The following is a 24,738-nucleotide window of genomic DNA, read 5'->3' as shown; positions in this document are numbered from 1 at the left end:
CGCTTCCATGATGGCGCAATGCCGCGGACTCAGGCCACTAAACCCCGAGACGCCCCGACAGTCGGTTCAACCGGTCCGAGCTCGCCTCGTCGAGTCCGGTGAACTCCACGGTCTTCCCCCGCGACGCGTACTTCAACCGGATCGCATCCAGCGTCGCCACCGACGAGGCGTCCCACACCGCGGTGCCCGACAGGTCGACCACCACCTCGTCGGGGTCGCCCGCGTAGTCGAACTGGTGCACCAGGTCATTGCTGGAGACGAAGAACAGGTCACCGCGCACCCGATAGGCCCCCGGCGCCACCGCCGACACCGACGTGAAGTGCGCGACCCGGCGGGCGAAGGCGACCATCGCGGCCAGCACCCCGAGCGAGACGCCGATGGCCAGGTTCCCGGTGGCGACCGTCGCGCAGACGGTGATCACCATGACCAGAGTTTCGCTGCGCGGCAACATCTTCAGCGTCCGCGGCGCCACACTGTGCCAGTCGAACGTCGCCACCGACACCACGATCATCACCGCCACCAGCGCGGCCATCGGGATCCGTCCGACCAGGTCACCCAAGGCCAGCACCAGAATCAGCACGAAGACACCGGTCAACAGCGTCGAGAGTCGGGTCCGGGCGCCGGCGATCTTGACGTTCATCATCGTCTGGCCCACCACCGCGCAACCGCCCATGCCGCCGAACGCGGCGGTCACCACGTTGGCCACGCCCTGTCCCCAGGCTTCGCGGGTCTTGTTCGACCGGGTGTCGGTGATGTCGTCGACGAGCTTGGCCGTCATCAACGACTCCAGCAGCCCGACCAGCGCCGCGCCCAACGCGTACGGCCCGATGATCTGCAACGTATGCAGCGTGAGCGGCACGTGCGGAATGCCGAGCATCGGCAGCGAATCAGGTAGTGCCCCTTGGTCTCCCACGTTCGGCACGTGCCAACCGAAGGCCACGACCGCCAACGTCAGCACCAGCACGACGACCAGCGGCGCCGGCACGGCGGTGGTGACCTTGGGCAGCAGCATCATCACCGCGATACCGACCGCGGTGAGCGGATACACCAGCCACGGCACGTCGATCAGATGCCGCAGCTGCGCGACGAACACCAGAATCGCCAGCGCATTGACGAACCCGACCATCACGCTGCGCGGAATGAACCGCATGAGCTTGGCCACACCGACGAAAGCCAGCAGCATCTGGATGACCCCGGCCAGCGCGATGGTCGCGACCAGATACCCGACGCCGTGTTCGTGGGCCATGGGCGCCACGACCAGGGCCACCGCCGCTGTGGCGGCCGACACCATGGCCGGCCGTCCGCCGGCGAAGGCGATGGTGATCGCCATGGTCACCGAGGAGAACAGCCCGACGCGGGGATCGACCCCGGCGATGACGGAGAAGGCGATGGCTTCCGGGATCAGCGCCAGCCCGACGACCAATCCGGCCAGTACCTCGGTGCGCAGCACCGCAGGCGACCACAGCGACGGCCGGTCGACGCCGGGTGTGGGCGTGCGGAATCCAGGAACGGTGATACTCATCGAATCTCCTTGGCGGACAGCCAGGTCGGTGGTCAGGCAGCCGGACGGTGGCCGAGGAAGTCCAAGATGGCGCGGCGGCGCCGTTGGTAGGACTCCTCGAACTGCGCCTCGGGTGTGCGGGGCTTCTCGATCGTGATGACGTCGGCGACGGTTGCGGGGCGGTGGCTCAGCAGGACGATCCGGTCGGCCAACAGCAGCGCCTCGTCGACGTCGTGGGTGACGAACAGCAGCGTCATTCTATGCGTCTGCCAGACCGACATCAGCAGCTGCTGCATCTCCAGCCGGGTCTGCGCGTCCAGGGCGCCGAACGGCTCGTCCATGAGCATCACCCGTGGCTTACAGGCCAGGGTGCGGGCGAGCTGCACCCGCTGCCGCATGCCGCCGGACAGCTGGCTCGGCAGATGATCGAGGTAGGCGCCGAGGCCGACCTGTTCCAGCCGGTCGGTGGCCGTCTCCTTGAGTTCCTTGCCCCGTACGCCGCGGAGCTTCAGGGGGAACTGGACGTTCTTGAGTGCCGTTCGCCACGGGAACAGGGCGTCTTCCTGAAACACCATCGCGCACTGGGCCGCACTGCCGGTGACGGCAGCGCCGTCGACGGTGGCGGTGCCGCCCATCGGCTTGAGCAGCCCGGCCAGCGCCCGCAGGATGGTCGACTTGCCGCAGCCGGACGGGCCGAGGAAGACGACCACTTCGCCGGGATCGATGCTCAGGGTGATGTTGGCCGCGACGACCCCGTTGAAGCCCAGCTGCAGCTGCTGCAGGTTGACGGCGCCGGCGCTCATCGGGCGGCCCTCGGCAGCCAGCGGTTGACGCGCCGCCCGACCCGCTCCACCAACCATGCGGTACCGAGACCAAGGGCGCCGATGGAGATCATGCCGACGACGACGCCCGCGTAGTCGAGCAACCCGTAGGCCTGCCAGGTGTAGTAGCCGATGCCGTATTGGCCCGAGATCATCTCGGCGCTCACCACACAGATCCACGCCACACCCATCGCCACCGAAAGTCCTGCGAAGATGCCCGGCAGCGCGCCCGGGATGATCACGTGGAACAGCAACGACATTCGCCCGGCCCCCATGGTCTGGGCGGCTTCCTCCCACACCTTGGGCATCGAGTCCATGGCGTGGATGGTGCTGACCACCACGGGGAAGAACGCGGCGAAGAACGTGATGAAGACGATGCCCTGCTCACTGGATGGGAACAGCAGGATGGTCAGCGGTACCAGTGCGATGGCGGGGATCGGCCTGATCAGTTCGATGAACGGCCGCAACGTCATCCGGGCGATCTCCGAGCGCCCGACCAGCACACCCAGGCCGATGCCGACCACCGCTGCCAGGCCGAAGCCCAACAGGATGCGCTGCAGGCTGGCGAGCAGGTCGTCGTAGTAGCCACCTGAGCTCACCCGCGCCAACAGCGTGTGGAACACCGCCTCGGGTGCCGGCATCCGGTTGAACCGCAGCCACGCCACGACGTTGTGCGCCGTCAGCAGGTGCCACAGCACCAGGAAGGCGGCGATCGGGATCAGCGGCAGCAGCACCGCCGGCAGTCGCCGGGCGACGGCGCTGGACCGCAGATCGGCGACCTTGTGCCGCATCGGTTTTCCGGTTCGGTTCGCCGGTGACCACAGGCGAGGTACGGCCAACGTGGGTCGGGTCATGAGCTCGGTCATGCGTTTCCTTTCTCTCCTGATGGTGTGGCTAGCCCGCGGTGCGGGACTGTCCTGCGGCGGCGGTGTAGCCGACCGTGAGTGCTTGCGGATGGCCGGTGCGGTAGGCATCGGCACCCGCCGTGGTTGCGAATGGCTTGTACCGCTGAGTCGGTGGCGCGTCCGGATCCTGTAGCCAGACGGCGTGATCGGCGAAGATCCGCAGGCCGGTCAACGTGTCGGGCACGTAGGCGGCCCGCACGTGCGGTGTCGCGGACAGGTGGCGCAGCAGACAGCTCGGGGTGGCGGCCACTTCGGTGGCGGTGCCCGATACCCAGAGCTCGGATGCCTGCGCTGGATCGTTCACCGGGAGTCCGCATACGTTGTCGAACCCGTTGAGCGCCATCGGATTCGCGACACTGGACTGCCGCTGTGCGTAGTCGGGGCCGAACAACTGGCGCAGGTATCCGTCGTTGATGAAACCGGCGACGTCGAAATCCTTTGTCACCGCGCCGCGGCCGACCAGATAGGTCTTGATCGGCTTGAACGCCGCGAGCACCTGGTCCTTGAGCGTCATGTCGAAGCTGACCAAGCCGTTGGGGCCGTTGTACAGATAGATCACCTCGGGCTCGATCCCGGTCAGCGCGCTGACCCGCAGGGCCGCCTTGAGTGGATGGGCGACGATCTCGTCGGTGGTGCTCTTCATCGCCCGCAGGAATGCCGCCATCACCTCGGGGTGTGCGGACGCGAACTGCCGGCGCGCCACCACGCCGTGAAAGGTGGGCACGTTGTTGTCGCCGCCGTCGTAGAGCAGGCGGCCCTGGTTGCGGTAGATCACCAATTGCGGCCATGGCACGAACTGAGCGAGGGCGTCGACCTGGCCGCCGTCGATGGACGATGCGCCGACCGACGGGTCCTGGTTGACGACGTGTATCGAGTCTTTACTGACACCAACGGTTTTCACCGCGGTGGAGAACATGCCGTCACCGGCGGATCCTAGGCTGGTGGACACCTTCTTGCCGGTGAGGTCGGTCAGGGTCCGAGCCGACGAGTCCGACCGCACCACGACCTGATTCAGCGAGCCGCGCAGGTTGTAGCCTGTGGTCGCCACCAATTCCGTTGCCGCGTCATCGTATTTGCGGGTCTTGGAACCGTTGGTCAGCAGTGGGTAGTCGCCCATCGAGCCGATGTCGACGTGGGTGGCGATCATCTGTGCCGTCAGCGGGGCACCGGAGGCGAAGTCCTGCCACACCACCCGGTACTTCGTGTTGGTGGCCGCGCCGAGTGCCTTGAGTTGGTTCTCGAAGTCACCGCGATCCCGCAGCAACGTTCCGGCGTTGACGGTGTTGATGGTCTTGGATTGGTAGCCGACGTTGACGACGACGCTGGGCTCGGACAGCACGCCGCACCCGGTCAGGAGTGGGGCCCCACCAACCGTGAGCGCGGTCAGCAAGGCAACCGACCGGGCGTGCCGCGAGCCGCCAGTGCGCTTTTCCTTGTCCATGTCAACAAGGGTCGACCGTTTCTGTTACCTAGCTGTCATTTGAGGTTGCGCGGTAGTTACGCCATCTTCGCCGGACGAAATCCCTCGTCAGGTACGGTTTCGCGCCGATTGCGCCGCGGGGCTCGATGACGGCTGTGACGAGTGTGTTACGCCACCCGCCGACCGCTGGAATGTCGCAGAGTATTCGGAAAAGCTTGTAGCCGTGGACATCTCGAACATGACCTCCGCACATACCCAGGTCGAGCCCGACTACCGGTTCACCCTGGCCAATGAACGCACTTTCCTGGCGTGGCAACGCACCTCGCTCGGGCTGATGGCCGCTGCGGTCGCCGTCGTGCAGTTCATGCCGGAGCTGGCCATCCCCGGGCTGCGCCACGTGTTGGGGGTCGCTGTGGCCGGCATGGCGGTACTGACCGCGATGGCGGGGCTGCGCCGGTGGAGCCAGGTGGATCGCGCCATTCGCAACGACGAGCCGCTCCCCCCGGCCTCGGCGCCCACGTACCTGACCACCGGGCTGGCAATCATCGGCATCACCACGGTGGCACTGGCGATCACGGCCACGGTCCGATGACGCGCCTGGCGCTGGCTCAGGATCGCGGCCTGCAGGCCGAACGTACGGCACTGGCGTGGAGCCGCACCGGGTTGGCAATCGCCACCTCGGGGGTCCTCGTGCTACTTCGCAACGCCGACACCTTCAACCGCGGACTCGACGTCGCGCGCGTCGCCGTCGTGGTCGCGGTGGCGGCGCTCGCCGCAGCGGTGTGGGGGTTCGGTGCCCACCGCCGCCGGCAGTTGGCTCAGGGACGCTATTGGGCGATGCACTACCTGCCCGTGGTGGGTCTGGCCGTTGTCGCCGAGGGCGTGCTGATCCTGACCTACCTGATGGTGATCGGTTAGCCGGTCACACGTCCAGGAAGCGAATGTCCCTGGCGTTGCGGACGATAAAGCTCCGGCGGGCTTCGACGTCCTCGCCCATGAGGATCGAGAACAGTTCGTCGGCTGCCGCGGCATCGTCGAGGGTGACCTGGCGCAGTACGCGGACCGACGGATCCATGGTGGTCTCCCACAGTTCCTTGGCGTCCATCTCACCCAGACCCTTGTAGCGCTGGATGCCGTCGTCGGTGTTGATGCGCTTGCCGGCCGCCTTGCCCGCTTCGAGCAGACCGTCACGCTCGCGGTCCGAGTAGGCGAACTCGGGCTCGCTGCGTTGCCACTTCAGCTTGTACAGCGGCGGCTGCGCCAGGAAGATGTGGCCGTTCTCCACCAGCGGCTTCATGAAGCGGAACAACAGGGTCAGCAGCAGCGTGGAGATGTGCTGGCCGTCGACGTCGGCGTCGGCCATCAGCACGATCTTGTGGTACCGCAACTTCGACAGGTCGAACTCGTCATGGATACCGGTGCCCAGGGCCGTGATGATGGCCTGGACTTCGTTGTTCTTCAGCACGCGATCGATGCGGGCCTTCTCGACGTTGATGATCTTTCCGCGCAGCGGCAGGATCGCCTGGAACATCGAGTCGCGGCCGCTCTTGGCCGAGCCACCGGCCGAGTCGCCCTCGACCACATACAGTTCCGACTTAGTCGGGTCCGTGGAGCGGCAGTCGGCCAGCTTGCCGGGCAGGCCGCCGATGTCGGTGGCACTCTTGCGGCGCACCAACTCCCGCGCCTTACGCGCGGCGACGCGGGCCTGCGCGGACGACGCGACCTTGGTGACGATGACCTTCGCCTCCGCCGGATTCGCCTCGAACCAATGCGTCAGCTGCTCATGGCAGATCTTCTGGACGAATGACCGGACAGCCGCGTTCCCGAGCTTGGTCTTGGTCTGCCCTTCGAATTGCGGCTCTGCGACCTTGACGGAAATGATCGCGGCCAGGCCCTCCCGGATGTCGTCACCGGTGAGGTTCGGGTCCTTGTCCTTGACCAACTTCTTGTCGCGCGCGTACTTGTTCACCACACTCGTCAATGCGGCCCGAAAGCCCTCCTCGTGCGTGCCGCCCTCATGCGTGTTGATGGTGTTCGCGAAGGTGTGCACCGACTCCGAATAGCCGGCATTCCACTGCATGGCGATCTCGACTTCGTGGCCGGGGCTCGCACCGTCGAACGCGATGATGCTGGGCTGGATGGCGTCTTTCACCCGATTGATGTGCGTGACGTAGTCGATCAGTCCACCCGGGTGGTGAAAGACGCGGGTCTCCTCGTCGGGGCGGCGCCGGTCGGTCAGCGTCAGCACCAGGCCCTTGTTGAGGAAGGCCATTTCCTGCAGCCGGCGCGCGATGGTCTCGGCGCTGTACTCGATGGTCTCGAAAATCTCTGGGTCCGACCAGAATCGGACCGTGGTGCCGGTGCGTGCGGACGCTTGTCCCTGCCGCAAGGTGCCCGGCACGGAGCGGTCATAGGTCTGGAACCATTCGTGCCCGTCCCGGCGGATCAGCACCTCCAGCCGCGTCGAGAGAGCGTTGACCACCGATACGCCGACACCGTGCAGGCCACCGGACACCTGATAGGAGTCGCCGTCGAACTTGCCGCCTGCGTGCAGCTGGGTCATCACGACGTCGACAGTGGGTATCCCGGTCTGGTGCATGGCCACCGGGATGCCACGGCCGTCGTCGGTGACCTCGACGCCGCCGTCGGCGAGGAGCGTGACGTCGACGCGGCTGGCGTGGCCGGCCATCGCCTCGTCGACGCCGTTGTCGACCACCTCCCACACCATGTGGTGCAGGCCGCGCTCGCTGGTCGACCCGATGTACATGCCGGGCCGTTTGCGAACGACGTCAAGCCCTTCGAGGATCGTGATCGATTGGGCGCCATAGCTGTTGGACACGGCTGTACTCCTTTGACAGTCGAGCGCGGCCCCTGACATGCAGGGGCCGCGCCGCGCTGGTGCTACTGGTTGCGTTCGGGGACGAAATCGATGGGCGCCCCGGCGGGGATGAGCTGCTCGGTCTCGACGCTGGCGTCGAACTCCTGGATGAACCGGTACGCGTGCTGCATCACCCACCACCGCACCCAGGTCTGGTTGACCGCTTCGCGTTCCTTCGGGTCCTCCAGCAGATTGGTGATGCGCGCGAAGCCCAGCGGGATCTCCGGGTCGTGGAAGTGCTGCTGCCGCTTGAAGTTGATCTTGAACTGTGACCACTTCACCGCATGCAGCTCCTCGTTGAGCCAGACCATGCACCCGTCACGCTTGGATTCCTCTGCCCCGCCGAAGAATTCGCGCTGGTCGATGCCGTCGATGATGCGGTCGTCGGGCACCTCGCAGCCCACCCAGCGCAGCAGGGTCGGGAACATGTCGGTGACGTGCACCATCTCGTTGCTCTCGCGCACCGGCACGTGGCCGGGCCAGCGGATCAGGCACGGCGTCCGGATGCCGCCCTCGGCCGAGCTGAAGTAGGAGCCGTCGAAGAACCCCGCGGTACCCCGACCGGCCAGGTGGTCCTCGGCACCGTTGTCGCCGGCCATGATCACGATGGTGTTGTCGGCGATACCGAGCTCGGTCAGGTAGTCCAGGATGCTGCCGAAGTCGTGGTCGAGCATCAGCAGCGAATCACCCCAATTCCCGTTGGTGCTCTTGCCCTTGAATTCGGGACGGACCTCCATCGGGAAATGCATCAGCGAGTGGTTGTGGTACAGGTAGAACGGCTTGTCCGCTTCGACGCTGCGCTTCATGAAATCCTTGGCGCGGCGGTCGTACTCGCCGTCGACCTCGCCCTTGAGCTTGACCGTCAGCTGCTGGTCGGTGGTCGTGACGCCGCCTTCCTTGGTGCCGTCGTACATGTAGGAATAGCCGTCGCGTTCGGCTTTGTACCAGGGGTCGTCGGGCCACAGGCACTCGTCGTAGGTGCGGGCCGGGCCGTACCACTCGTCGAAGCCGTGATCGGTCGGCCAGCGGCCGTCCTCGGCGCCGATGTGCCACTTACCGAAACATGCTGTGGCATAGCCGGCTTCAGACAAGATGTCGCCCATGGTGCGCTCCCACGCGACGATGCCGCCGCCGTTGCCACCGAGGGCGATGGTGTGGTTGCCGGACCTGATGGGGTACCGGCCGGTCATCAATGCCGATCGGGTGGGCGTGCACTGTGGTTCGACGACGAAGTGCGACAGCTTCAGCGATTCGGCCGCGAAGGCGTCCATGCGGACGGTGTCGGCGCCGCGCAGGATGCCGCCGCCGTAGCAGCCGAGCTCTCCCATGCCGAGGTTGTCGACGTGAAAATAGACGATGTTGGGTTGTTCGGGCATGGCTGTACTGCCTCTCTATCGATTGCGAAATCGGTAAGGGGAATGGGTGATTGACTGCAGGTGCCGACTACGATGGCGGCGGCGCGGAATCCCTTGCGGCGGTGGTGATCAACGAACAGCGGTCGCCGCGGTACCGCACTGTCTCGAGGTCGAACGGAGTGCCGTCTTCGAGGTGAGTCAGCCGGTGCAGGAGCAATAGCGGTGCACCGGTGCGCAATTGGAGAAGTTTGGCGGTGTCCGCGTCGGCCGAGACCGATTCGACGGTAATCTCGGCCCAGCCCAGCCGCATCCCGAGTTCGGTTTCGATCAGGGCGAAGACGTCTTGATCAGCCAGGTTGGCGTCGACAGGTATCGCCCCGATCCGCAACGATGTGGTGTCCAGCGACAACGGCACCCCGCCGACCGAGCGCAGGCGTTCGATGAACAGAATCGGTGCGCCCTCTGCCACTTGCAGTTTCGCCGCGACGAACGGCGACGCGACCGACTCCCGCGCCGAAAGCACGGTATTCTCGACCGGAAGCTGGTGCCCGGCAAGGGATTCCGCGAGGCCTTCCAGCCGGTCGATGCGCTGACTGAGCTTGGCGCCGGTGACGAAGGTGCCGGCCCCCTGCACCCGGGTGATCAGCCCTTCGCCGCGCAGCAGTTCCAGGGCTTCGCGTATCGCGTTGCGACTGACCCCCAATTCGGCGGCGAGTTCGTTCTCCGGTGGCAGCATCGGCCGCGCCGCGGCCAGGCCGCCGTAGACGCCGTCGAGGATCTGGCCGCGCAGGACGTCGCGGGCCCAGCGGGCCGCATCGGCGCGGGTGCCCGCATATTCCCGGGCCGCAGGACGTGGGAAGTCCTTCGGCGGAATGTGCGGGCGGCGGGTCATGAACTCACTGTGCCACCGATGGCCACCGGTGGCGATACGACCAGTGTTACGCCACCTGATCGCAGGTAAAGCCCTAGGCCAGCGGCAATGTCACGGCGTTTTATAGCGGTTAACGCCACCTAGTCGGCCACGCACCGGAAGCCGATGTGCGTGGTCGCGCTGTCCTGCGACTGCGACGACCGCGCCGCCGGCCGGTAGCGGTGGCAGTACTCCGGTGCGCACAGGTGCGAACCGCCTTTGAGGGTCTGCATCACCGACGGGTCACCCGCGGGTGGCGGGCAGCAGCCGGTCAACTCGGGGTTGGCCTGGTGCCGCGGCGTGTACCGCGTCCTGGTCCACTCCCACACGTTGCCGATCATGTCGACGAGGCCAAAACCGTTGGACGTAAAGGTCCCAACGGGCGAGGTGCCGGTCCAGCCTAGCGCGCCGTCGTTGCGGTACGGGAACTTGCCCTGCCAGGTGTTGGCCATCAGCTGCCCATCGGGCCGAACATCGTCGCCCCAGGCGTACACCGCTGCCGAACCGGCACGGGCCGCGTACTCCCACTCCTCTTCAGTGGGCAGTCGCCGTCCCGCCCACGCCGCGTAGGCCGCGGCGTCCGGGTAAGCGACCTGGACCACGGGATGGTCTTGCCGGTCCTCGATGGTCGATCCGGCACCCTGCGGGTGCTTCCAGCTCGCGCCGGGCGCCCACGTCCACCATTCCCGCCAGTTGCGCAGATCGACCGGGCCGGCAGTACCGCGGAACACCAATGCCCCGGGAATGAGCTCATCCGCGGGGACGCCCGGAAACGCCGCCGGATCGAGGGCTTGCTCAGCAACCGTCACGTGCCCGGTCGCGGCCACGAACTCGGCGAATTGGGCATTGGTGACCGGATGGCGTTCGATCGAGAATGGCGGGACCGTCACCTCGCGCACCGGTGCTTCCTCCGGATAGAAGTCCTGTGACCCCATGCGGTAGGACCCGCCGGCGAGCGCGATCAGTTCGGTGAGCATCCCGACAGGGTAGGCACATCGGGGCAAAACGCGCGTCCGAGTGGGTTGCGCGCCATAACCCACCCGCGATGCACCACACTGGGCAGATGACGGACACCACCGCGACCCGCGTCGCGGTCTACCTCGACTTCGACAACATCGTCATCTCCCGCTACGACCAGGTGCACGGCCGCAACTCTTTTCAGAAGGACAAGGCCAAGGGACTCGACTCCGAGCGCTTGACCAGCGCCACCGTCGACGTCGGTGCGGTACTCGACTTCGCGTCATCGTTCGGGACGCTGGTGCTCACCCGCGCGTATGCCGACTGGTCGGCCGAGGTCAACGCCGGTTATCGGCAGCAGCTCGTCGGCCGCGCCGTCGACCTCGTGCAGTTGTTCCCGGCCGCCGCCTACGGCAAGAACGGCGCCGACATCCGGTTGGCGGTCGACGCCGTCGAGGACATGTTCCGCCTGCCCGACCTCACCCACGTCGTCATCGCCGCCGGCGACTCCGACTACATTCCACTGGCTCAACGCTGCAAGCGCCTCGGCCGGTACGTGGTGGGTATCGGGGTGGCCGGGTCGTCGAGCCGAGCGCTCGCGGCAGCCTGCGACGAGTTCGTCACCTACGACGCCCTGCCCGGCGTGCCCGCCCTCGAGCCCGCTGCCGAGCCGCCCAAACGCGCCCGGCGCAGCACCAAAGCCGAGCCCGAACAGCCCGACCCCCAGACCTCCGCCACTGCCCTCCTGACGCGCGCCCTGCAGATCGGGCTGGAAAAGGACGACGTCGAATGGCTGCACAATTCTGTGGTGAAGGCGCAGATGAAGCGGATGGACCCGTCCTTCAACGAAAAGGCTTTGGGTTTCAAGTCTTTCAGCGATTTCCTGCGGTCCCGCACCGACGTCGTTGAGCTCGACGAAAGCTCGACCACCCGGCTGGTGCGACTCAGCGCGCAGTAGCGCCGTCAATTTTCAGCGCTGTTGCCCGGCCGGGGCGATGGTTGCCCCCAAACCGATGAACAGCATGTCGAGGCCCCGATCGAGTTCGGCGGCCCCGTCATAGTCGGCCAGTGCCGAAGCCAGCGCCCGCACCTTGGGGAACTCCGTGATCGACAATCGGTGCAGCCCCAACCGCAGGACATCATCGGATTCCTCGGGACGCTCGACCACTTCCTGCAGCTCGGTCAGAATGTGGCCGTAGAGGTAGCCGAAGAGCAACCGGTAGATGTTCAGGGCGTCGAGGTCACTGAACCCGGCCCCGGCGAGCAGCGTCACGACCTCCTCCAGGGGCCGCAGCAGCCCCGGCGGACGCTGCCCGAGCGGCGTTGCCAGCGGTCGGGTGACCAACAGCGGCACCACATTTGGGTGTTCCAGCGCCAACCGCCGGAAATCGTGGGCCACCGCCCGCAATTGCCCCGTCCAGTCCGAATCCGTGGCATCGATTTGCAGCTGGCCGATCACCATCTCCGCCACACCGTCGAGCAGAGCCGCCTTGTTCGGCACGTGCCGGTACAGCACCGCTGGGTCGCGGTCGATCTCGTCACTGAGCCGCCGCATGGACAGCCCGTCAACACCGTCGCGGTCGACGATCTGCAAGGCGGCGTGGAGAATCACTGCACGGCTGATCTGCCCGACCATCGTGACGGTACCTCCTTTGACTGTCCCGCAACGGATCACGTGGTGGAATGACATTACCCGCCCGCGCCGCCGACAGACCTTGTCGACGCCGGATCTTTTAGTGCGCCCGCGCCCGCTCCGCCCGCCGTCGGGCCAGAATTCGTTGCGCCACAGATTGATACGACTTCGCCACTACCGGCCAGGCCATCTCCGGCGCGCGGCTTCGCGCCTCCGCGGCCATCGCGCCGGCCAATCGGGGCTGACTCAGTACGGCATGCAGCGCAGACCGCAGCGCCTCCGGATCATCGTGAGCGACCACGATGCCCGCGCCGGTGGAGAGCAGCTCGACTGCGTGCGGAAACGCAGTGGCGACAATCGGCCGGCCGCACGCAATCGCTTCGACCAGAACAGCGGAGTTGACCTGATCGGTGGAGTCGAAGGGCAGCACCACCACGGCCGCCGACATGACCAGCTCGGTCAATGACGGCACGTCGCGATAGCCGGCATCGAAATGCACCGAACCGGCCACCCCGCCGGCGCGCGCTTGTTCGATGCAGGCGTCGCGGTAGGCCTCGCCGTCGGCGGCGAGGGTCGCCGGATGCGTCCGGCCGGCGACAACATAACGCGGCTGGCCGCTGAGTCGCTGCAACGAATCCATTGCGGCGATAACCCGCTCGACTCCCTTGCCCGGCCGCAACAGACCCCAGGTCAGCAGGGTGGGGCGACTGGGTCGCTTCATCCGCGGACCGGTCGGGATCGCCGCGCCGTGCGGAATCGTCGTGACTTTCCTGCGGTCGACATCGAAGTCCGCGCACACCCGGGCGCTCGCCGCGTCGGACATGACGACCACCTGATCGGCGAGTGCCATCAACGACTCGAACACCGAACGCTGACGTCGCGTCACATCCGCGGGAATGGTGTGTGCGACGACGATCGACGGAACCTGCAATGCGCCGACCACATCGACGACGTCGGATCCGTCCGCACCGCCATAGATGCCGAAGTCATGTTGAATGAGGGCGATATCGCTGCGGCTGAGCAAGTCCGCCGCTGCCGACGCTGACGCCGGCGCCCCAGCAGACAGCTCGCCGATCACGCGACCGTCCGCAGTGGACTGCCCGTCGGCGACTCGCACCACGCTGACATCGACGCCCAGGCGGTGCAGCCCATCGCTCAAGGCAGCACTGAACCCCGCCAGGCCGCATCGCGTTGGCGGGTAGGTGCCGAGAATCCCGAAGGTCAACAAGCCGCCCCCTGGGTAGCGAGGTGCTGGGGAAACCGAATGTTCAAGGCTGGAAAGAGATTTCAAGACTGTCCCGACTTAATGCTGGATACGGCGCGTCCACCACCGGCCGGCGCTGCCCGTGAACCTCGGTCGGGCAGCGCGAGCCGGCAGTTGGTCCGCAAGGTTTGCAGGTACTGGCGGGCGAGGGACCCGGAGGTGTACGGCACGTCGTACTTGTCGCACAGCTCTCGCACTCGCAGGCTGATCTGCGCGTAGCGGTTGCTCGGCAGATCCGGAAACAGGTGATGCTCGATCTGGTAGCACAGGTTTCCGCTCGAAAATGCCAGCAGCGGACCGGCTTTGAAGTTCGCCGTGCCCAGCATCTGACGTAGGTACCATTCGGCCCTCGTCTCCTCGTGCACGATTTCCGGAGCGAAGGTCTGCACACCGTCGGGGAAGTGTCCGCAAAAGATCACGACGTAGGCCCACAGGTTGCGCAGCAGGTTGGCGGCGATGTTCGCGGTCAGCACCCGACGCCAACGACGCCAGCCGAGCGCCGGCAGGACGAGGTAGTCCTTGGCCGTCTGGTGGGCCATCTTGACCAGCATGGTCCGCTTGACGGCCCGCTTGCCGGCCGCGGTGCTCGCCCGGCTCTCGTCGGAGTGGAATCCGTGCCGCGCGATGCCCCATTCGAAGGTCAAGGCCAACAACAGATTTGCCAGGGGTTGCGCCAGATTCGCCGGCTCCCAGGGCTGATCGCGAGAGACTCGCATCACCCCGAATCCGAGATCGTCGTCCATGCCGTGCACGTTGGTATACACATGGTGGCGATAGTTGTGGGAGTAGCGCCACTGCGCCGACGACCCCACCATGTCCCATTCCCACGCGGTGGAGTGGATCTCCGAGTCGTTCATCCAGTCCCACTGCCCATGGCAGACGTTGTGCCCGATCTCCATGTTCTCAACGGATTTCGCGTAGGCCAACGACAAGGTTCCGACGGACCAGCCGAGCCGGGAACGCCAGCCGACGATCAGCAGCCGGGCCACGACATCCAGGACCCGCTGAAACACGATCACATGCCGGATATAGGCCGCGTCTTTGACACCGAGCGAGTCCTCGACATCAGAGCGGATGGCATCCAGCTCCGCTCCGAACGCATCGATGTCACGCTGACTCAGATGCGTATAAGCCGCGATGTCGCGTATTGCCACCTAGGTCCCAGTCAATAGTGCGCGGCGACAAGCCTGGGCTCCGCCACGGCGCGGCCGCCCGTACGCATTCCAGTCAACACGGCCGGTCAGGGGTTGTCAACACTGTTGACCTACATCGTTGCGCCACCTCTGCAGCGCACGTATGGTCGGGTGACAGGGACCACCCAGGCCCCCAATACAAAGGGGCCGACCATGGCTGACAAATCTCCTCGGCAGAGCATGGCCAAGAAATCCGGCAAGTCGCTCAAAGAGAAACGCGCAGACAAGCGCGCCAAGACCGACCAGCCATCGCCAATCGACAACGCGGTGCACAAAAAGCACTGACCGCATCCCCAATGGATAACTAGCCCAACGTTTTTCGCAGCGGGTGTGCGGGGTTTCGCTGCGGGCCGGGAGTTCGCGCGGGGTGCCCTCTGGCAGCTGCGCAGATGATTGCTTGGCGACGAGTCGGGTCAGGGTGTTATCCCTGACTCGACTCCCCAAGAGTGCGCGAGGGGGGACTCGAACCCCCACGCCCATAGGACAATGGGACCTAAACCCATCTCGTCTGCCAATTCCGACACTCGCGCTCAAACGCTGTCAGCCTACCGCTGGTCACGCGAACGAGATCTGTCGGTGGCCCGTCATACGTTAGTGGTGTCACGCGATCGAAGGGGGACGCGCGTGAGATCAGCAGAAGAATTCGACGTCGTGCAACGGCTCATCGCCGACGGAATGAACAACTGCGCCATCGCCAGAGCAACGGCAATTCCGCGAACCACGGTGCGGGACTGGCGGAAGGCTCCAGGCATCTGGCGGCGCCAAGTCGCCGGAGACTCCAGCTGCGGCATGGACCACGATTTCACTGCTCTCCCGCCTGCGGAATACAGCTATCTACTTGGTTTGTACCTGGGCGACGGCTGTATCTCTGCCGCACGCCGTGGAGTTTGGCGCCTTCGAATCGTCCTAGACCAGAAGTACCCGGCCATCATCGAGCGCTGCAAGGAAGCGATCGCTGCCGTTATCCCAGGCAAACAGGCCGGGGCCACGCAGCGGAAGGGCTGCATCGAGGTGTACGTCTGCTCCAAACATTGGCCGTGTCTGTTCCCGCAGCACGGTCCTGGCAGGAAGCACACTCGCGCGATCAAGCTGGAACCGTGGCAACAGGACCTTGTCGACCTAGCCACCGAGGAGTTCGTCCTCGGTCTCATCCACAGCGACGGGTGCCGGGTCGTCGCGAATGACCGAGGCGTCCGAAGCGTCCGCTACCACTTCACGAATCTGTCCGAGGACATCGTCAATCTATTTACTGGTGCGCTGGACCAACTCGGCATCCACTGGCGCCGGTCATCGAAGAAGCAGCTATCTATCTACCGCAAAGCAGACACCGCACGCCTAGACGAATTCATCGGACCCAAGTCCCGCATCGTGCCGTGGCCATGCGTCCAACGTGCGGCGTCGTAGCCCACGCGAATCGCAAACCCGAGGTCACGCGCGGTACCGTTGGCTTATGTCCACTACACGGCGTAGGAGGCCGGCGCTCATCGTGCTGGTGACCGTCGCCGCCCTGGGCTGCATGGCCCTGGCCTGGTGGCAGTGGTCGCGCTTCCAGTCCAGCGCGGGCACCTTCCAGAATTTGGGCTATGCCCTGCAGTGGCCGATGTTCGGCGCTTTCTGCTTCTACGGCTACTACAAGTTCGTCCGCTACGAGGACGAGGGCCCCGTCGCGCCGGCGACTGATGGGCCCACCGAAATCCCGGAAGGCCTGCTTCCCGAGCGCCCCAAGGCCGCCGCAGACATCGACCCGGAAACCGCCGAGTACAACGCCTACCTCGCCGCATTGGCCGAGAACGACAAACAGGACAGGACCACCACATGACCGAGTCGCAGCCGACCGCCGTGTCGAAAGACGCCATCCGCAAGGCACTGATCGCCTACCGCGTGATGGCCTGGGCGACCGGTATCTGGCTCATCGCCCTCTGCTACGAGCTGGTCGCGCACTACGTCTTCAACGACGTCAGCCTGAACTGGATCGGCATCGTCCACGGCTGGGTGTACTTCATCTACCTGCTGTGCACGTTCAACCTGGCGGTCAAGGTCCGCTGGCCGCTCGGCCAGACCATCGGCACCCTCTTCGCCGGTACCGTCCCGCTGCTCGGCATCATCGTCGAGCACTTCCGCACCGAAGACGTCAAGAAGCGCTTCGACCTCTGAGTCTGATCGCGTGGCCCTGTCACGAGCCTGACCCGGTGGCGGAGAATCGACCCGAAAAACGCCATCCCGTCAGGCTCGCGAAGTCGTAAGCCAACAACCTCAGCCGAGGTGTTTCAAAACCTCGACCGCCAACTGCTCGCCGCGATCCTCCTGCAGGAAGTGCGACGCATTTTCGATGCGTACCTGCTCGTCGACCGTCGGGATCAGGTCGACGAACGCCTCCCCCGCACGCGGATACGGGAACACCGGATCCTGGTCGGAGAACGCCACTAGCGCCGGCTTCTCCCACCGCGACAGCGCATCAGTGACGGCCTGCATTTCAGCAGCCCCGGCAGCGTCATCCGTGATGGGCACCAACAGCGGGAACTGCGCGGCGCCGGCCTTCGACTCGACCGTGGGGAACGGTGCGTCGTACGCCGCGACCACGTCAGCAGGCAACTCAGTCGTCGTCGCGCCCTGAATCACGAAACCGACCGGCAAGTCGGGGTTGGCCTCGGCGAACGCGCGCCACGCCATGAAGCCCTTGGACACCCGGCCGGTGAACAGGCCGGTGTTGAAAATCGCCAGGGCACCAACCTGATTCGCGTTCTCCATGGCCCACCGCAAGCCAATCGGGCCACCCCAGTCCTGCACCACGACGGTGGCGTCGTTCAAGTCCAGGCCGCCCAATACTTGCGTCACCAGCGAGACGTGCCGGTCATAGCTGTACCAGCGCCGGTCGGTCGGCTTGTCCGAACGACCGAACCCCGCGTAGTCGGCCACGATCACCCGGTGCCCGGCCTCGACGAACGGGCCGATCATCTTGCGGTACAGGTACGCCCACGTCGGCTCGCCGTGGAAACACACGATGGGCTTACCGTCGCGCGGCCCCTCGTCGAGGTAGTGCATACGCAACCCGTCGACGTCGACGTAGTTCGGCTTGAAGTCGTAGCCCGGCAGGTCGGCGAATCGCTCGTCGGGCGTACGGAAGACCTCTGCGGTAGTCATGTCCTCAAGCTAGGCTTTCTTGACCGACCGGTCAACTACCAAATATCATTCACAGGTGCCCCGCACTTCTGACGCCCGCGATCGCCTGGTGGCCACTGCCGCCCGGCTCTTCCTCGAACGCAGCTACCAAGCCGTCGGGGTCGACGAACTCTGCCGCGCCACGGACATCCGCAAGGGCAGCTTCTACCACTACTTCACATCGAAGTCAGAGCTGGGCAAGGCTGTTATCGACTTGCACGCCAAGGTATTTCAGCGTCAGCTCGCCGGATCCCCCACCGCGACGCCAGTGGAGAAACTGCACGCGGTACCCGACGCCATCGGCGTCATCCAGTCCGCCCTCGAAGCACAGTTCGGCCGCGCGGTGGGCTGCCCGTTCGGCAACTTCGCCGCCGAACTGTCCACTACTGACGACGATCTGCGGGCGCACCTGGCGCACACACTCAAAGCGATGGAACACCATTTGGCGGTCATCGCCCAGGAGGCCGCAGCCGCCGGAGCCCTGCGCCCCGGCACCGATCCGCAGGAGCTCGCGCACGCACTACTCGCGCAGTATCAAGGCATCATCCTGCTGGCGAAGCTCAACGATTCCGGCGTCGCGCATCTGGCGCCTGCACTCCACGACTTCATCGACGGCTATCTCGCCGCCTCGAATTGACCGCCGGACCCCAAACGCAACTGGGTGGCGGGAAATCAGCCCGAAAATCGCCGTGCAGTTGCGTTCGATTAACCACGACGGACCCTAAGAGGCCCGAATCTCCGTGGGCCACAGTTTTTCCGCCTCGTCGCGCGGAAAACGCCAAGCAACATCATCAACCACACCTCGCGATGCCCGCGCATTGAGAATCCGCCGCAACACCACCCCAGCCGGATCGCGTGCAGTGACCCGAACAACGAGCCAACCCACCTCGACCATGCTCTCGATCCGTGCGATGTCCCTGCGAACCACTTCCGGATCTGTGTGGTGGACGCCTTCGTACTCGACGGCGATCTTCAAGTCCCACCAGGCAAAATCGACGACACCGATCAAGACCCCGTACTCGTTGTCTATCGGATACTGACTCTTGGGCTTCGGAAGACCGGCCCGAATAATCAACAGCCGCAACGCTGTTTCGCGAGGGGATTCCGCTTTCGGGTCGACAAGTGCGATTGTCTTCCGCGCTTGCAGAATGCCGCGCTGTCCGCGGTGCCGGTCGAGTTGCATCTCGATGTCTGCGACCGTCATCCGCGCAGCGCGCGCCAACGCATCAATCGCCGCGACGGCGACGTCCTCGGGGAACTTGCGTGCCAGATCAACAGCGGTACGCGACGGCGTGGTCAGCAGCATCTCGCCTATGCGGCTCGTCTCATCGGAAGCCGGAGTGTCTCGCCACACCACCACACCCCGCTCGCGACGGCAGTAGCGGTCACAGATGTAGGCAGGTACCTCTGGCCCGATGAACCTCGCCCCGTGCAACGCGGCCGCCGAGAAACCCGCGAGCACACCTCTGCGTTTGGAGCGCAGCCATGCCGCCTTCGCCCGCATGATCGCGGTCGGCCTCGTCCCCCTTGGCACGTACACGTCCTTGTGCACGGCCACGAAATCCGTCCGCAATTGATGCCGAGTCAAGCGCCCTGCTGAAATCGCCTCACTCCCGATGAATGGCTCCCCCACCAGCGCAGTGTGCCCAGCGGCGCGTGCATCTCGCCAGCTGTGGCTATCGAACCCTGTGGATAACGCCAGCCCCGCCCCCGAACGCAACTGGGTGGCGGGAAATCAGCCCGAAAATCGCCGTGCAGTTGCGTTCGGCGACAACTGCGGAGCCTACAAGCCCGCCAACTCCCGCAGCGCCGGCACCAACTGCGCAAGAGCCCGCCCGCGGTGTGACGCCGCGTCCTTCTCAGCAGCAGTCAGCTCGGCCGCGGACACCGATCCGCCCGCAGGCACGAAGATCGGGTCATACCCGAACCCGCCCGAACCCCGCGGCTCGCGGGCGATCATGCCGGGCCACTCCCCGCGCACGACCACCGAACCCGAAGCAGAAACCAGCGCACAGCACGACACGAATGCCGCTCCCCGCCGCTCGTCGGGCACGTCCTGAATCTGGCCCAACAGCAGCGAAAGGTTCGCCGCATCATCTCCGTGCCGCCCGGCCCACCGGGCCGACAGCACACCGGGCATACCGTTCAGCGCATCGACCGAAACTCCGGAATCATCTGCGATACAAGGGATTCCGGTGGCCTCGAACCCGTCACGAGCCTTGGCCAGCGCGTTCTCCTCGAACGTGGCTCCGGTTTCGGGTGCCTCGGGATACTCGGGCACATCGGCCAACGACAACAGCGTCAGGCCGACAACCCCCGCGGCATCGAGAACCCGCTGCAACTCCACCAGCTTCTTCGCATTGCGTGAAGCGACGAGGAGCTCAGGCACCAAATGCCTTCTTCGCGGGACCCGACGGCTCGGGCAGCACGCCCGGGTACGGCAGCTCCAGCGCCTCGCGCTGCAGCGCGAACAACTGGTCACAGGCAGCCAAAGCCGCGTCCAACAGCTTGTCCAGCGTCGAGCGCGGGAACGTCGCGCCTTCGCCCGTGCCCTGCACCTCGACCAGAGTCCCGGTGTCGGTGGCGACGACGTTCATGTCGACCTCGGCGCGCGAGTCCTCGGTGTACGGCAGGTCGGTGCGGACCCGGCCGTCGACCACACCGACCGACACGGCAGCGATGGCACACGACAGCGGACGCGGATCCTTCAACCGTCCCGCAGCCGACAGGTACGTCACAGCGTCGGCCAACGCCACATACGCGCCGGTGATCGCCGCGGTACGAGTGCCACCGTCGGCCTGCAGCACGTCGCAGTCGATGGCGATGGTGTTCTCGCCCAGCGCGCTCAGGTCGATGCACGCGCGCAGCGAGCGGCCGATCAACCGGCTGATCTCCTGGGTGCGTCCACCGACGCGGCCCTTCACCGACTCGCGGTCGGAGCGGTCATGGGTGGCGGCCGGCAGCATCGCGTATTCGGCGGTCAGCCAGCCCAACCCGGAACCCTTGCGCCAGCGCGGCACCCCTTCGGATACCGAGGCGGTGCACATGACCCGCGTCTCGCCGAACTCCACCAATACCGACCCTGCCGGGTGCTTGGTGAATCCTCGGGTGATCTTTACCGGGCGGAGCTCGTCGTCAAGGCGGCCGTCTTCTCGTCTGGACACCGCACAACCCTAGCGGGCGACGAACAGCTGGGCGGGACCTTACCTACGAGTGATGTCGAACGACTCGTTGCACACGACGCCGTGCACGGGTCCGTCGAACTCGGCCTTGGCCTCGCTGATGACGTCCTCGCGGGACGTCCACGGCGGGATGTGCGTCAGCAGCAGCTCTTTGACGCCGGCCTCACGAGCAGCGCGGCCGGCCTCGGCACCGGACAGGTGCAGCTTCGGCGGACGGTCCGGCGAGTCGGTCCACGACGCCTCACACAGGAACACGTCGGCGCCGCGAGCGAGATCCACCAGCGCGTCGCAGTAGCCGGTGTCCGCGGAGTAGACGAGCGTCGCGCCCGACGGATCGGTGAAGCGCATGCCGTACGACTCGGTCGGGTGACACACCAGTCGCGGCGTCACCTTCAGCGCGCCGATCTCGACCTCCTGGCCGTCGACCCAGACCTGGATGTCGAAGATGTCGGTGATGTCGTCGATCTCGCCGCCCTCAGGCGACGATGCCGCACCGAGCCGGTGCCACGTGGCCGCCGGACCGAACATCAGCGCACGACCAACCGGCGGATTCGGGTGATACCGCCGCCAGACGAACAGGCCCGGCAAGTCCAAACAATGGTCGGCATGCAGATGTGACAGCAATATATTTACGGCGCCCGGATCAGCATGACGCTGCAGTGCGCCGAGCACGCCTCCACCGAAGTCGATAACCATCGGTGTGGTGTCCGGAGCGGTCAGCAGATAGCCCGAGGCCGGAGAATCCGGCCCACCCACGCTGCCGGAGCAACCGAGAATGGTGAGGCGCACACCCCTAGCTTGCCACGTCAACACGTCCTGCGACGAAAAGACGGCACCATTGGGCGGCCAGTTTCTCGATTGGTCCCGAAAGCGATACCGATCACGCTTCCGGTAACGGCGCGTGCGGCGAATTCCGAATTCAGCAAATTACGTCGGAATCGACGGCAGAGCTGAACCCTTACGCCGTTCGCGCGCTTCCCTTTCCGGACTGCTCAGCAAATACGCCGCGAACACGCCGGCGATGCCACCGCACAGATGGCCCTGCCACGACACCCCGAACGTGCCCGGCAGCGCGCCCCACAGCACACCGCCATAGACGAACAACACGATGATGCCGACGATGATCTGCCACGCGTGCCGGGTGAAGAAGCCGAACACGATGAGGAACGTCAGCCACCCGAAGATCAGCCCGGACGCGCCGATGTGCACCGATTCGACGCCGCGGGGCGCACCGATGTTGCCGATGAGCCAGGTGCCGAATCCGCCCAGAATCCAGATGATCAGGGTGGCCGCGAGGAAGCGCCCCATGCCGGCGAGGGTCACCAGGAAGCCGAGCACCAGAGCCGGGCCGGTGTTCGCGATCAGGTGCGCCCAGTCGGCGTGCAGCAGCGGCGCCCACAAGATGCCCCAGAGCCCGTCGGTCTCCAGCGGCCGGATGCCGTCCTGATTGAGCTCCTGGTTGTGCAGCGCATCCCAGCCCTCGATGAGCCACAGCAGCACGACGAAGCTGACGATCGTGACGCCACCGACCTTCCACGGTGCAGGCGGCTTCGGCTTCGACGGGGTCGTCGACAGGTCGTAGCTCATGCTCTAAAGGCTACCGGCGGACACCGTCAGGCGAAGGCTCCTGGCAGCAGGTCGCGGTAGGTCGGAATGCCGGCAATCGACTCGGCCGCGAGTACCCCGACCATCACGGCGGTCGCGAGCGCGTCGGCGGCGGCCGCCCCGATCTCGGAGATGAGCCGCGTCTCGGGGTTCATCTGCTCGGGTGTCGCCGCGTCCGGTTCGATGTGCACCCGACCGGTCGCGAGCGCGAAGACGGTGTCGCCGTCGACGGCGGTGTGCGCCGGACGGATCGTGTGGGCCAGCCCGTTGTGCGCGGCGACGGCCACCTTCTTACAGCCGGCCGGGCTGAGCGCGGCATCGGTCGCGACGACGGCGACGGTCGTATTGAGCGGCTTGGGGTCTTTCACCCGGGCCGCGTACGCCTCGATCTGGTCGGGCGGCGGAGGCTGCAGCCCGAAGCGGGCGATCTGGTCAGCCGACCACGGCAGACCGGTCTGCGGGTCGACGACGTGGCCGGCCGCGTTCACGATGACGAGCGCGCCGACGGTCACGCCGTTGTCGAGCGTCACCGATGCGGTGCCGAGTCCGCCCTTCAGTGCGCCGGCCCGTGCGCCGGCGCCCGCGCCGACATTGCCGGTGGGCACGTCGGTGCCCGCGTGAGCGACGGCCTGGTAGCCGAAATCGGCCGTCGGACGATTGGCCCACGCGCCGACCGGCAGATCGAAGATCACCGCACCGGGCACGATCGGTACGCGTCCGCCGGGCATCTTCACGCCGCGGTCGTGCTCCTCCAGCCAGGTCATGACGCCGTCCGCGGCGGCCAGCCCGTAGGCGCTCCCGCCGGTCAGCACAATCGCGTCGACGTGCTGCACGCTGTTGGACGGATCCAGCAGGTCGGTCTCGCGGGTGCCGGGCGCTCCCCCGCGCACGTCGACCGCGCCGACGGTTCCGGGCGGGGCCAGGACGACGGTGGTGCCGGTGGCCCAGCCGCCGCCCAGGGTGGCGTCTTCGATGCGCTGGTAGTTGCCGACCAGGATGTCGTGGACGAAGGTGATGGAGCCCGTCACCGCTCGTCCAGCAGGCTCAGCACCAGGTATTCCTGCAGATACGTCAGCCACTGATACACCTCCAGATGCCCCGCCATCGGATGGTCCGGCGAAAGACGTTGCGGCCCATCGGGTCCGATGTCGAGCATGGCGCCGAGGGCCAGCCGGACGTCGTTGATCGCGGACGCCCAGGCCTCAGCCTGTTCCTCCGTCAGCTCGAACTTTCCGGCCGGGTCCGGAAGCGAGTCCAGGAGTCGTTGGGCAGCTTGCCGTTTGGCGTCGACGATGGTCGGCTCGTGGAGGCTGCGCAGCGCGCCGTTGAGGCTCTCACCGGCGGCACGGCCATCGGGATGCGTGGCCGGATCGTGGTAGAAGTCCGGCAGCAGCCGGCGCATGGTGTCGTCGTCGGGAGCCTGCGAAGGCCCGATCTTCATGCCGGTCAATTCGGCGAGTTCATCAGGCGGTGAAGAGGATTCGCGATCGTCGAGCATCTCGATCAGCGAGCCGACCAGGTTGCGCAGCATCGTGACCTCGTGCGCCTCCAGCCCGGACTTGATGCGCACGCCCGACGACGTGTTGACCCGCTTCCACTTGCGCACCGGTCAGTGATCCTGCTGCATGGTTGCCCACAGGCCGGCTGCGTGCAGTTTGGTGACGTCGACCTCCATCGATTCCCGGCTGCCCGCCGAGACGACGGCTCTGCCCTCGGTGTGCACCTGCATCATCAGCTCGGTGGCGCGCACCTCGCTGTAGCCGAACAGCTTCTGGAAGACGTACGTCACGTAGGTCATGAGGTTCACCGGGTCGTCCCAGACGATGGTCACCCACGGACTGTCCAGGGCGGCGACCTCGTCGACGTCAGTCGCCGGGCTTGTGCGCGCGACCACCGTCGACGAGCTGGCACCCAGAACCATGAGCCCAGAATAGCCGGGGAGATGCCGGTCGATG

The 24,738-nt window shown here is 65.9% G+C and carries 28 protein-coding genes and 1 tRNA gene; 8 read left to right on the top strand and 21 right to left on the bottom strand.

The genetic code is table 11. The features are described from left to right. Positions 1-37: 37 nt before the first annotated feature. The 4 genes from ACWW1C_RS06895 to ACWW1C_RS06880 are packed head-to-tail and all read right to left on the bottom strand — an operon-like array spanning position 38 to position 4,668. The gene (locus ACWW1C_RS06895) at positions 38-1,522 is read right to left on the bottom strand and encodes a SulP family inorganic anion transporter (protein WP_455982742.1); all 1,485 of its coding nucleotides are present in this window, start codon (positions 1,520-1,522) and stop codon (positions 38-40) included. Between the two features lie 32 nt (positions 1,523-1,554). Then, the gene (locus tag ACWW1C_RS06890) at positions 1,555-2,304 is read right to left on the bottom strand and encodes an ABC transporter ATP-binding protein (protein WP_455982741.1); all 750 of its coding nucleotides are present in this window, start codon (positions 2,302-2,304) and stop codon (positions 1,555-1,557) included. After that, positions 2,301-3,188: an ABC transporter permease gene (locus tag ACWW1C_RS06885; protein ID WP_455982740.1), complete on the bottom strand. Its 888-nt coding sequence runs from the start codon at positions 3,186-3,188 to the stop codon at positions 2,301-2,303. Before ACWW1C_RS06885 ends, ACWW1C_RS06890 begins: the two co-directional genes overlap by 4 nt. Before the next feature lie 28 nt (positions 3,189-3,216). After that, positions 3,217-4,668, bottom strand: coding sequence for an ABC transporter substrate-binding protein (locus ACWW1C_RS06880; RefSeq protein WP_455982739.1), 1,452 nt, complete (start codon positions 4,666-4,668; stop codon positions 3,217-3,219). Between the two features lie 217 nt (positions 4,669-4,885). On the opposite strand from ACWW1C_RS06880, the gene ACWW1C_RS06875 reads away from it, so the two are divergent. Together ACWW1C_RS06875 and ACWW1C_RS06870 are read left to right on the top strand one after the other, a co-directional pair. Continuing rightward, entirely contained in the window at positions 4,886-5,239 is a 354-nt protein-coding gene (locus ACWW1C_RS06875; protein ID WP_455984181.1) for a YidH family protein, read from the top strand. Continuing rightward, positions 5,236-5,565, top strand: a complete 330-nt coding sequence (locus ACWW1C_RS06870; RefSeq protein WP_455982738.1) for a DUF202 domain-containing protein — start codon at positions 5,236-5,238, stop codon at positions 5,563-5,565. Before ACWW1C_RS06875 ends, ACWW1C_RS06870 begins: the two co-directional genes overlap by 4 nt. Positions 5,566-5,569: 4 nt before the next feature. On the opposite strand, the gene gyrB is transcribed toward ACWW1C_RS06870, so the two are convergent. From gyrB to ACWW1C_RS06850, 4 genes are all read right to left on the bottom strand, one after another. Next, positions 5,570-7,525 (bottom strand): DNA topoisomerase (ATP-hydrolyzing) subunit B, encoded by a 1,956-nt coding sequence (gene gyrB, locus ACWW1C_RS06865; RefSeq protein WP_455982737.1) that lies wholly within the window; start codon positions 7,523-7,525, stop codon positions 5,570-5,572. Positions 7,526-7,548: 23 nt separating this feature from the next. After that, positions 7,549-8,901, bottom strand: coding sequence for an arylsulfatase (locus tag ACWW1C_RS06860; protein ID WP_455982736.1), 1,353 nt, complete (start codon positions 8,899-8,901; stop codon positions 7,549-7,551). Between the two features lie 67 nt (positions 8,902-8,968). Then, positions 8,969-9,772: a GntR family transcriptional regulator gene (locus ACWW1C_RS06855; RefSeq protein ID WP_455982735.1), complete on the bottom strand. Its 804-nt coding sequence runs from the start codon at positions 9,770-9,772 to the stop codon at positions 8,969-8,971. Positions 9,773-9,891: 119 nt separating this feature from the next. Further along, complete coding sequence (locus ACWW1C_RS06850; RefSeq protein ID WP_455982734.1) at positions 9,892-10,767, bottom strand: formylglycine-generating enzyme family protein; 876 nt, start codon at positions 10,765-10,767, stop codon at positions 9,892-9,894. Between the two features lie 86 nt (positions 10,768-10,853). Between ACWW1C_RS06850 and ACWW1C_RS06845 the strand changes: the two genes are divergently transcribed. Next, positions 10,854-11,705, top strand: a complete 852-nt coding sequence (locus ACWW1C_RS06845) for an NYN domain-containing protein (protein ID WP_455982733.1) — start codon at positions 10,854-10,856, stop codon at positions 11,703-11,705. Positions 11,706-11,717: 12 nt separating this feature from the next. Here the strand turns inward: ACWW1C_RS06845 and ACWW1C_RS06840 are convergent, their stop codons facing one another. From ACWW1C_RS06840 to ACWW1C_RS06830, 3 genes are all read right to left on the bottom strand, one after another. After that, positions 11,718-12,383 (bottom strand): TetR/AcrR family transcriptional regulator, encoded by a 666-nt coding sequence (locus ACWW1C_RS06840; protein WP_455982732.1) that lies wholly within the window; start codon positions 12,381-12,383, stop codon positions 11,718-11,720. Between the two features lie 97 nt (positions 12,384-12,480). Further along, positions 12,481-13,539 carry a glycosyltransferase gene (locus tag ACWW1C_RS06835; protein WP_455982731.1) on the bottom strand — a complete coding sequence of 353 codons (1,059 nt, stop codon included), beginning with the start codon at positions 13,537-13,539 and terminating at the stop codon, positions 12,481-12,483. A 128-nt stretch (positions 13,540-13,667) separates the two neighbouring features. Further along, positions 13,668-14,798, bottom strand: coding sequence for a fatty acid desaturase family protein (locus ACWW1C_RS06830; RefSeq protein ID WP_455982730.1), 1,131 nt, complete (start codon positions 14,796-14,798; stop codon positions 13,668-13,670). Positions 14,799-14,990: 192 nt separating this feature from the next. On the opposite strand from ACWW1C_RS06830, the gene ACWW1C_RS06825 reads away from it, so the two are divergent. Next, positions 14,991-15,122 (top strand): hypothetical protein, encoded by a 132-nt coding sequence (locus ACWW1C_RS06825; RefSeq protein WP_455982729.1) that lies wholly within the window; start codon positions 14,991-14,993, stop codon positions 15,120-15,122. 162 nt (positions 15,123-15,284) lie between these two features. Here the strand turns inward: ACWW1C_RS06825 and ACWW1C_RS06820 are convergent. Beyond that, positions 15,285-15,367, bottom strand: a tRNA-Leu gene (locus ACWW1C_RS06820). A 94-nt stretch (positions 15,368-15,461) separates the two neighbouring features. On the opposite strand from ACWW1C_RS06820, the gene ACWW1C_RS06815 reads away from it, so the two are divergent. From ACWW1C_RS06815 to ACWW1C_RS06805, 3 genes are read left to right on the top strand one after another with little or no spacing between them, the layout of a single operon-like run. Beyond that, positions 15,462-16,241 carry a hypothetical protein gene (locus ACWW1C_RS06815; RefSeq protein ID WP_455982728.1) on the top strand — a complete coding sequence of 260 codons (780 nt, stop codon included), beginning with the start codon at positions 15,462-15,464 and terminating at the stop codon, positions 16,239-16,241. Positions 16,242-16,287: 46 nt separating this feature from the next. Further along, positions 16,288-16,656 (top strand): hypothetical protein, encoded by a 369-nt coding sequence (locus ACWW1C_RS06810; RefSeq protein WP_455982727.1) that lies wholly within the window; start codon positions 16,288-16,290, stop codon positions 16,654-16,656. Then, entirely contained in the window at positions 16,653-16,991 is a 339-nt protein-coding gene (locus tag ACWW1C_RS06805; protein WP_455982726.1) for a DUF3817 domain-containing protein, read from the top strand. The genes ACWW1C_RS06810 and ACWW1C_RS06805 overlap by 4 nt, the downstream gene beginning before the upstream one ends. A gap of 99 nt (positions 16,992-17,090) precedes the next feature. On the opposite strand, the gene ACWW1C_RS06800 is transcribed toward ACWW1C_RS06805, so the two are convergent. Then, positions 17,091-17,978, bottom strand: coding sequence for a haloalkane dehalogenase (locus tag ACWW1C_RS06800; protein WP_455982725.1), 888 nt, complete (start codon positions 17,976-17,978; stop codon positions 17,091-17,093). Positions 17,979-18,033: 55 nt separating this feature from the next. Between ACWW1C_RS06800 and ACWW1C_RS06795 the strand changes: the two genes are divergently transcribed. After that, positions 18,034-18,633, top strand: coding sequence for a TetR/AcrR family transcriptional regulator (locus ACWW1C_RS06795; protein WP_455982724.1), 600 nt, complete (start codon positions 18,034-18,036; stop codon positions 18,631-18,633). Between the two features lie 84 nt (positions 18,634-18,717). On the opposite strand, the gene ACWW1C_RS06790 is transcribed toward ACWW1C_RS06795, so the two are convergent. The 8 genes from ACWW1C_RS06790 to clpS all read right to left on the bottom strand — a co-directional run bounded on the left by ACWW1C_RS06790 (position 18,718) and on the right by clpS (position 24,704). Then, positions 18,718-19,629: an endonuclease domain-containing protein gene (locus ACWW1C_RS06790; protein WP_455982723.1), complete on the bottom strand. Its 912-nt coding sequence runs from the start codon at positions 19,627-19,629 to the stop codon at positions 18,718-18,720. A gap of 150 nt (positions 19,630-19,779) precedes the next feature. After that, positions 19,780-20,388 (bottom strand): RdgB/HAM1 family non-canonical purine NTP pyrophosphatase, encoded by a 609-nt coding sequence (gene rdgB, locus ACWW1C_RS06785; RefSeq protein ID WP_455982722.1) that lies wholly within the window; start codon positions 20,386-20,388, stop codon positions 19,780-19,782. Continuing rightward, the gene (gene rph / locus ACWW1C_RS06780) at positions 20,378-21,160 is read right to left on the bottom strand and encodes a ribonuclease PH (RefSeq protein ID WP_455982721.1); all 783 of its coding nucleotides are present in this window, start codon (positions 21,158-21,160) and stop codon (positions 20,378-20,380) included. Before rph ends, rdgB begins: the two co-directional genes overlap by 11 nt. Before the next feature lie 39 nt (positions 21,161-21,199). Beyond that, on the bottom strand, positions 21,200-21,967 hold the full coding sequence (locus tag ACWW1C_RS06775) for a cyclic nucleotide-degrading phosphodiesterase (RefSeq protein ID WP_455982720.1): 768 nt from the start codon (positions 21,965-21,967) through the stop codon (positions 21,200-21,202). Positions 21,968-22,105: 138 nt separating this feature from the next. Beyond that, a complete protein-coding gene (locus tag ACWW1C_RS06770; protein WP_455982719.1) occupies positions 22,106-22,765 on the bottom strand; it encodes a rhomboid family intramembrane serine protease in 660 nt (219 codons plus the stop codon). Positions 22,766-22,791: 26 nt separating this feature from the next. After that, positions 22,792-23,811 carry a P1 family peptidase gene (locus ACWW1C_RS06765; RefSeq protein ID WP_455982718.1) on the bottom strand — a complete coding sequence of 340 codons (1,020 nt, stop codon included), beginning with the start codon at positions 23,809-23,811 and terminating at the stop codon, positions 22,792-22,794. Further along, positions 23,808-24,389, bottom strand: a complete 582-nt coding sequence (gene aosR / locus ACWW1C_RS06760) for an oxidative stress transcriptional regulator AosR (RefSeq protein ID WP_455982717.1) — start codon at positions 24,387-24,389, stop codon at positions 23,808-23,810. Before aosR ends, ACWW1C_RS06765 begins: the two co-directional genes overlap by 4 nt. A gap of 3 nt (positions 24,390-24,392) precedes the next feature. Next, a complete protein-coding gene (gene clpS / locus ACWW1C_RS06755) occupies positions 24,393-24,704 on the bottom strand; it encodes an ATP-dependent Clp protease adapter ClpS (RefSeq protein WP_455982716.1) in 312 nt (103 codons plus the stop codon). Positions 24,705-24,738: the final 34 nt, after the last annotated feature.

Source organism: Mycobacterium sp. HM-7 (assembly GCF_053852335.1).
The sequence above is the reverse complement of the archived record's forward strand: the minus strand, read 5'-3'. Positions and strand labels throughout refer to the sequence as shown.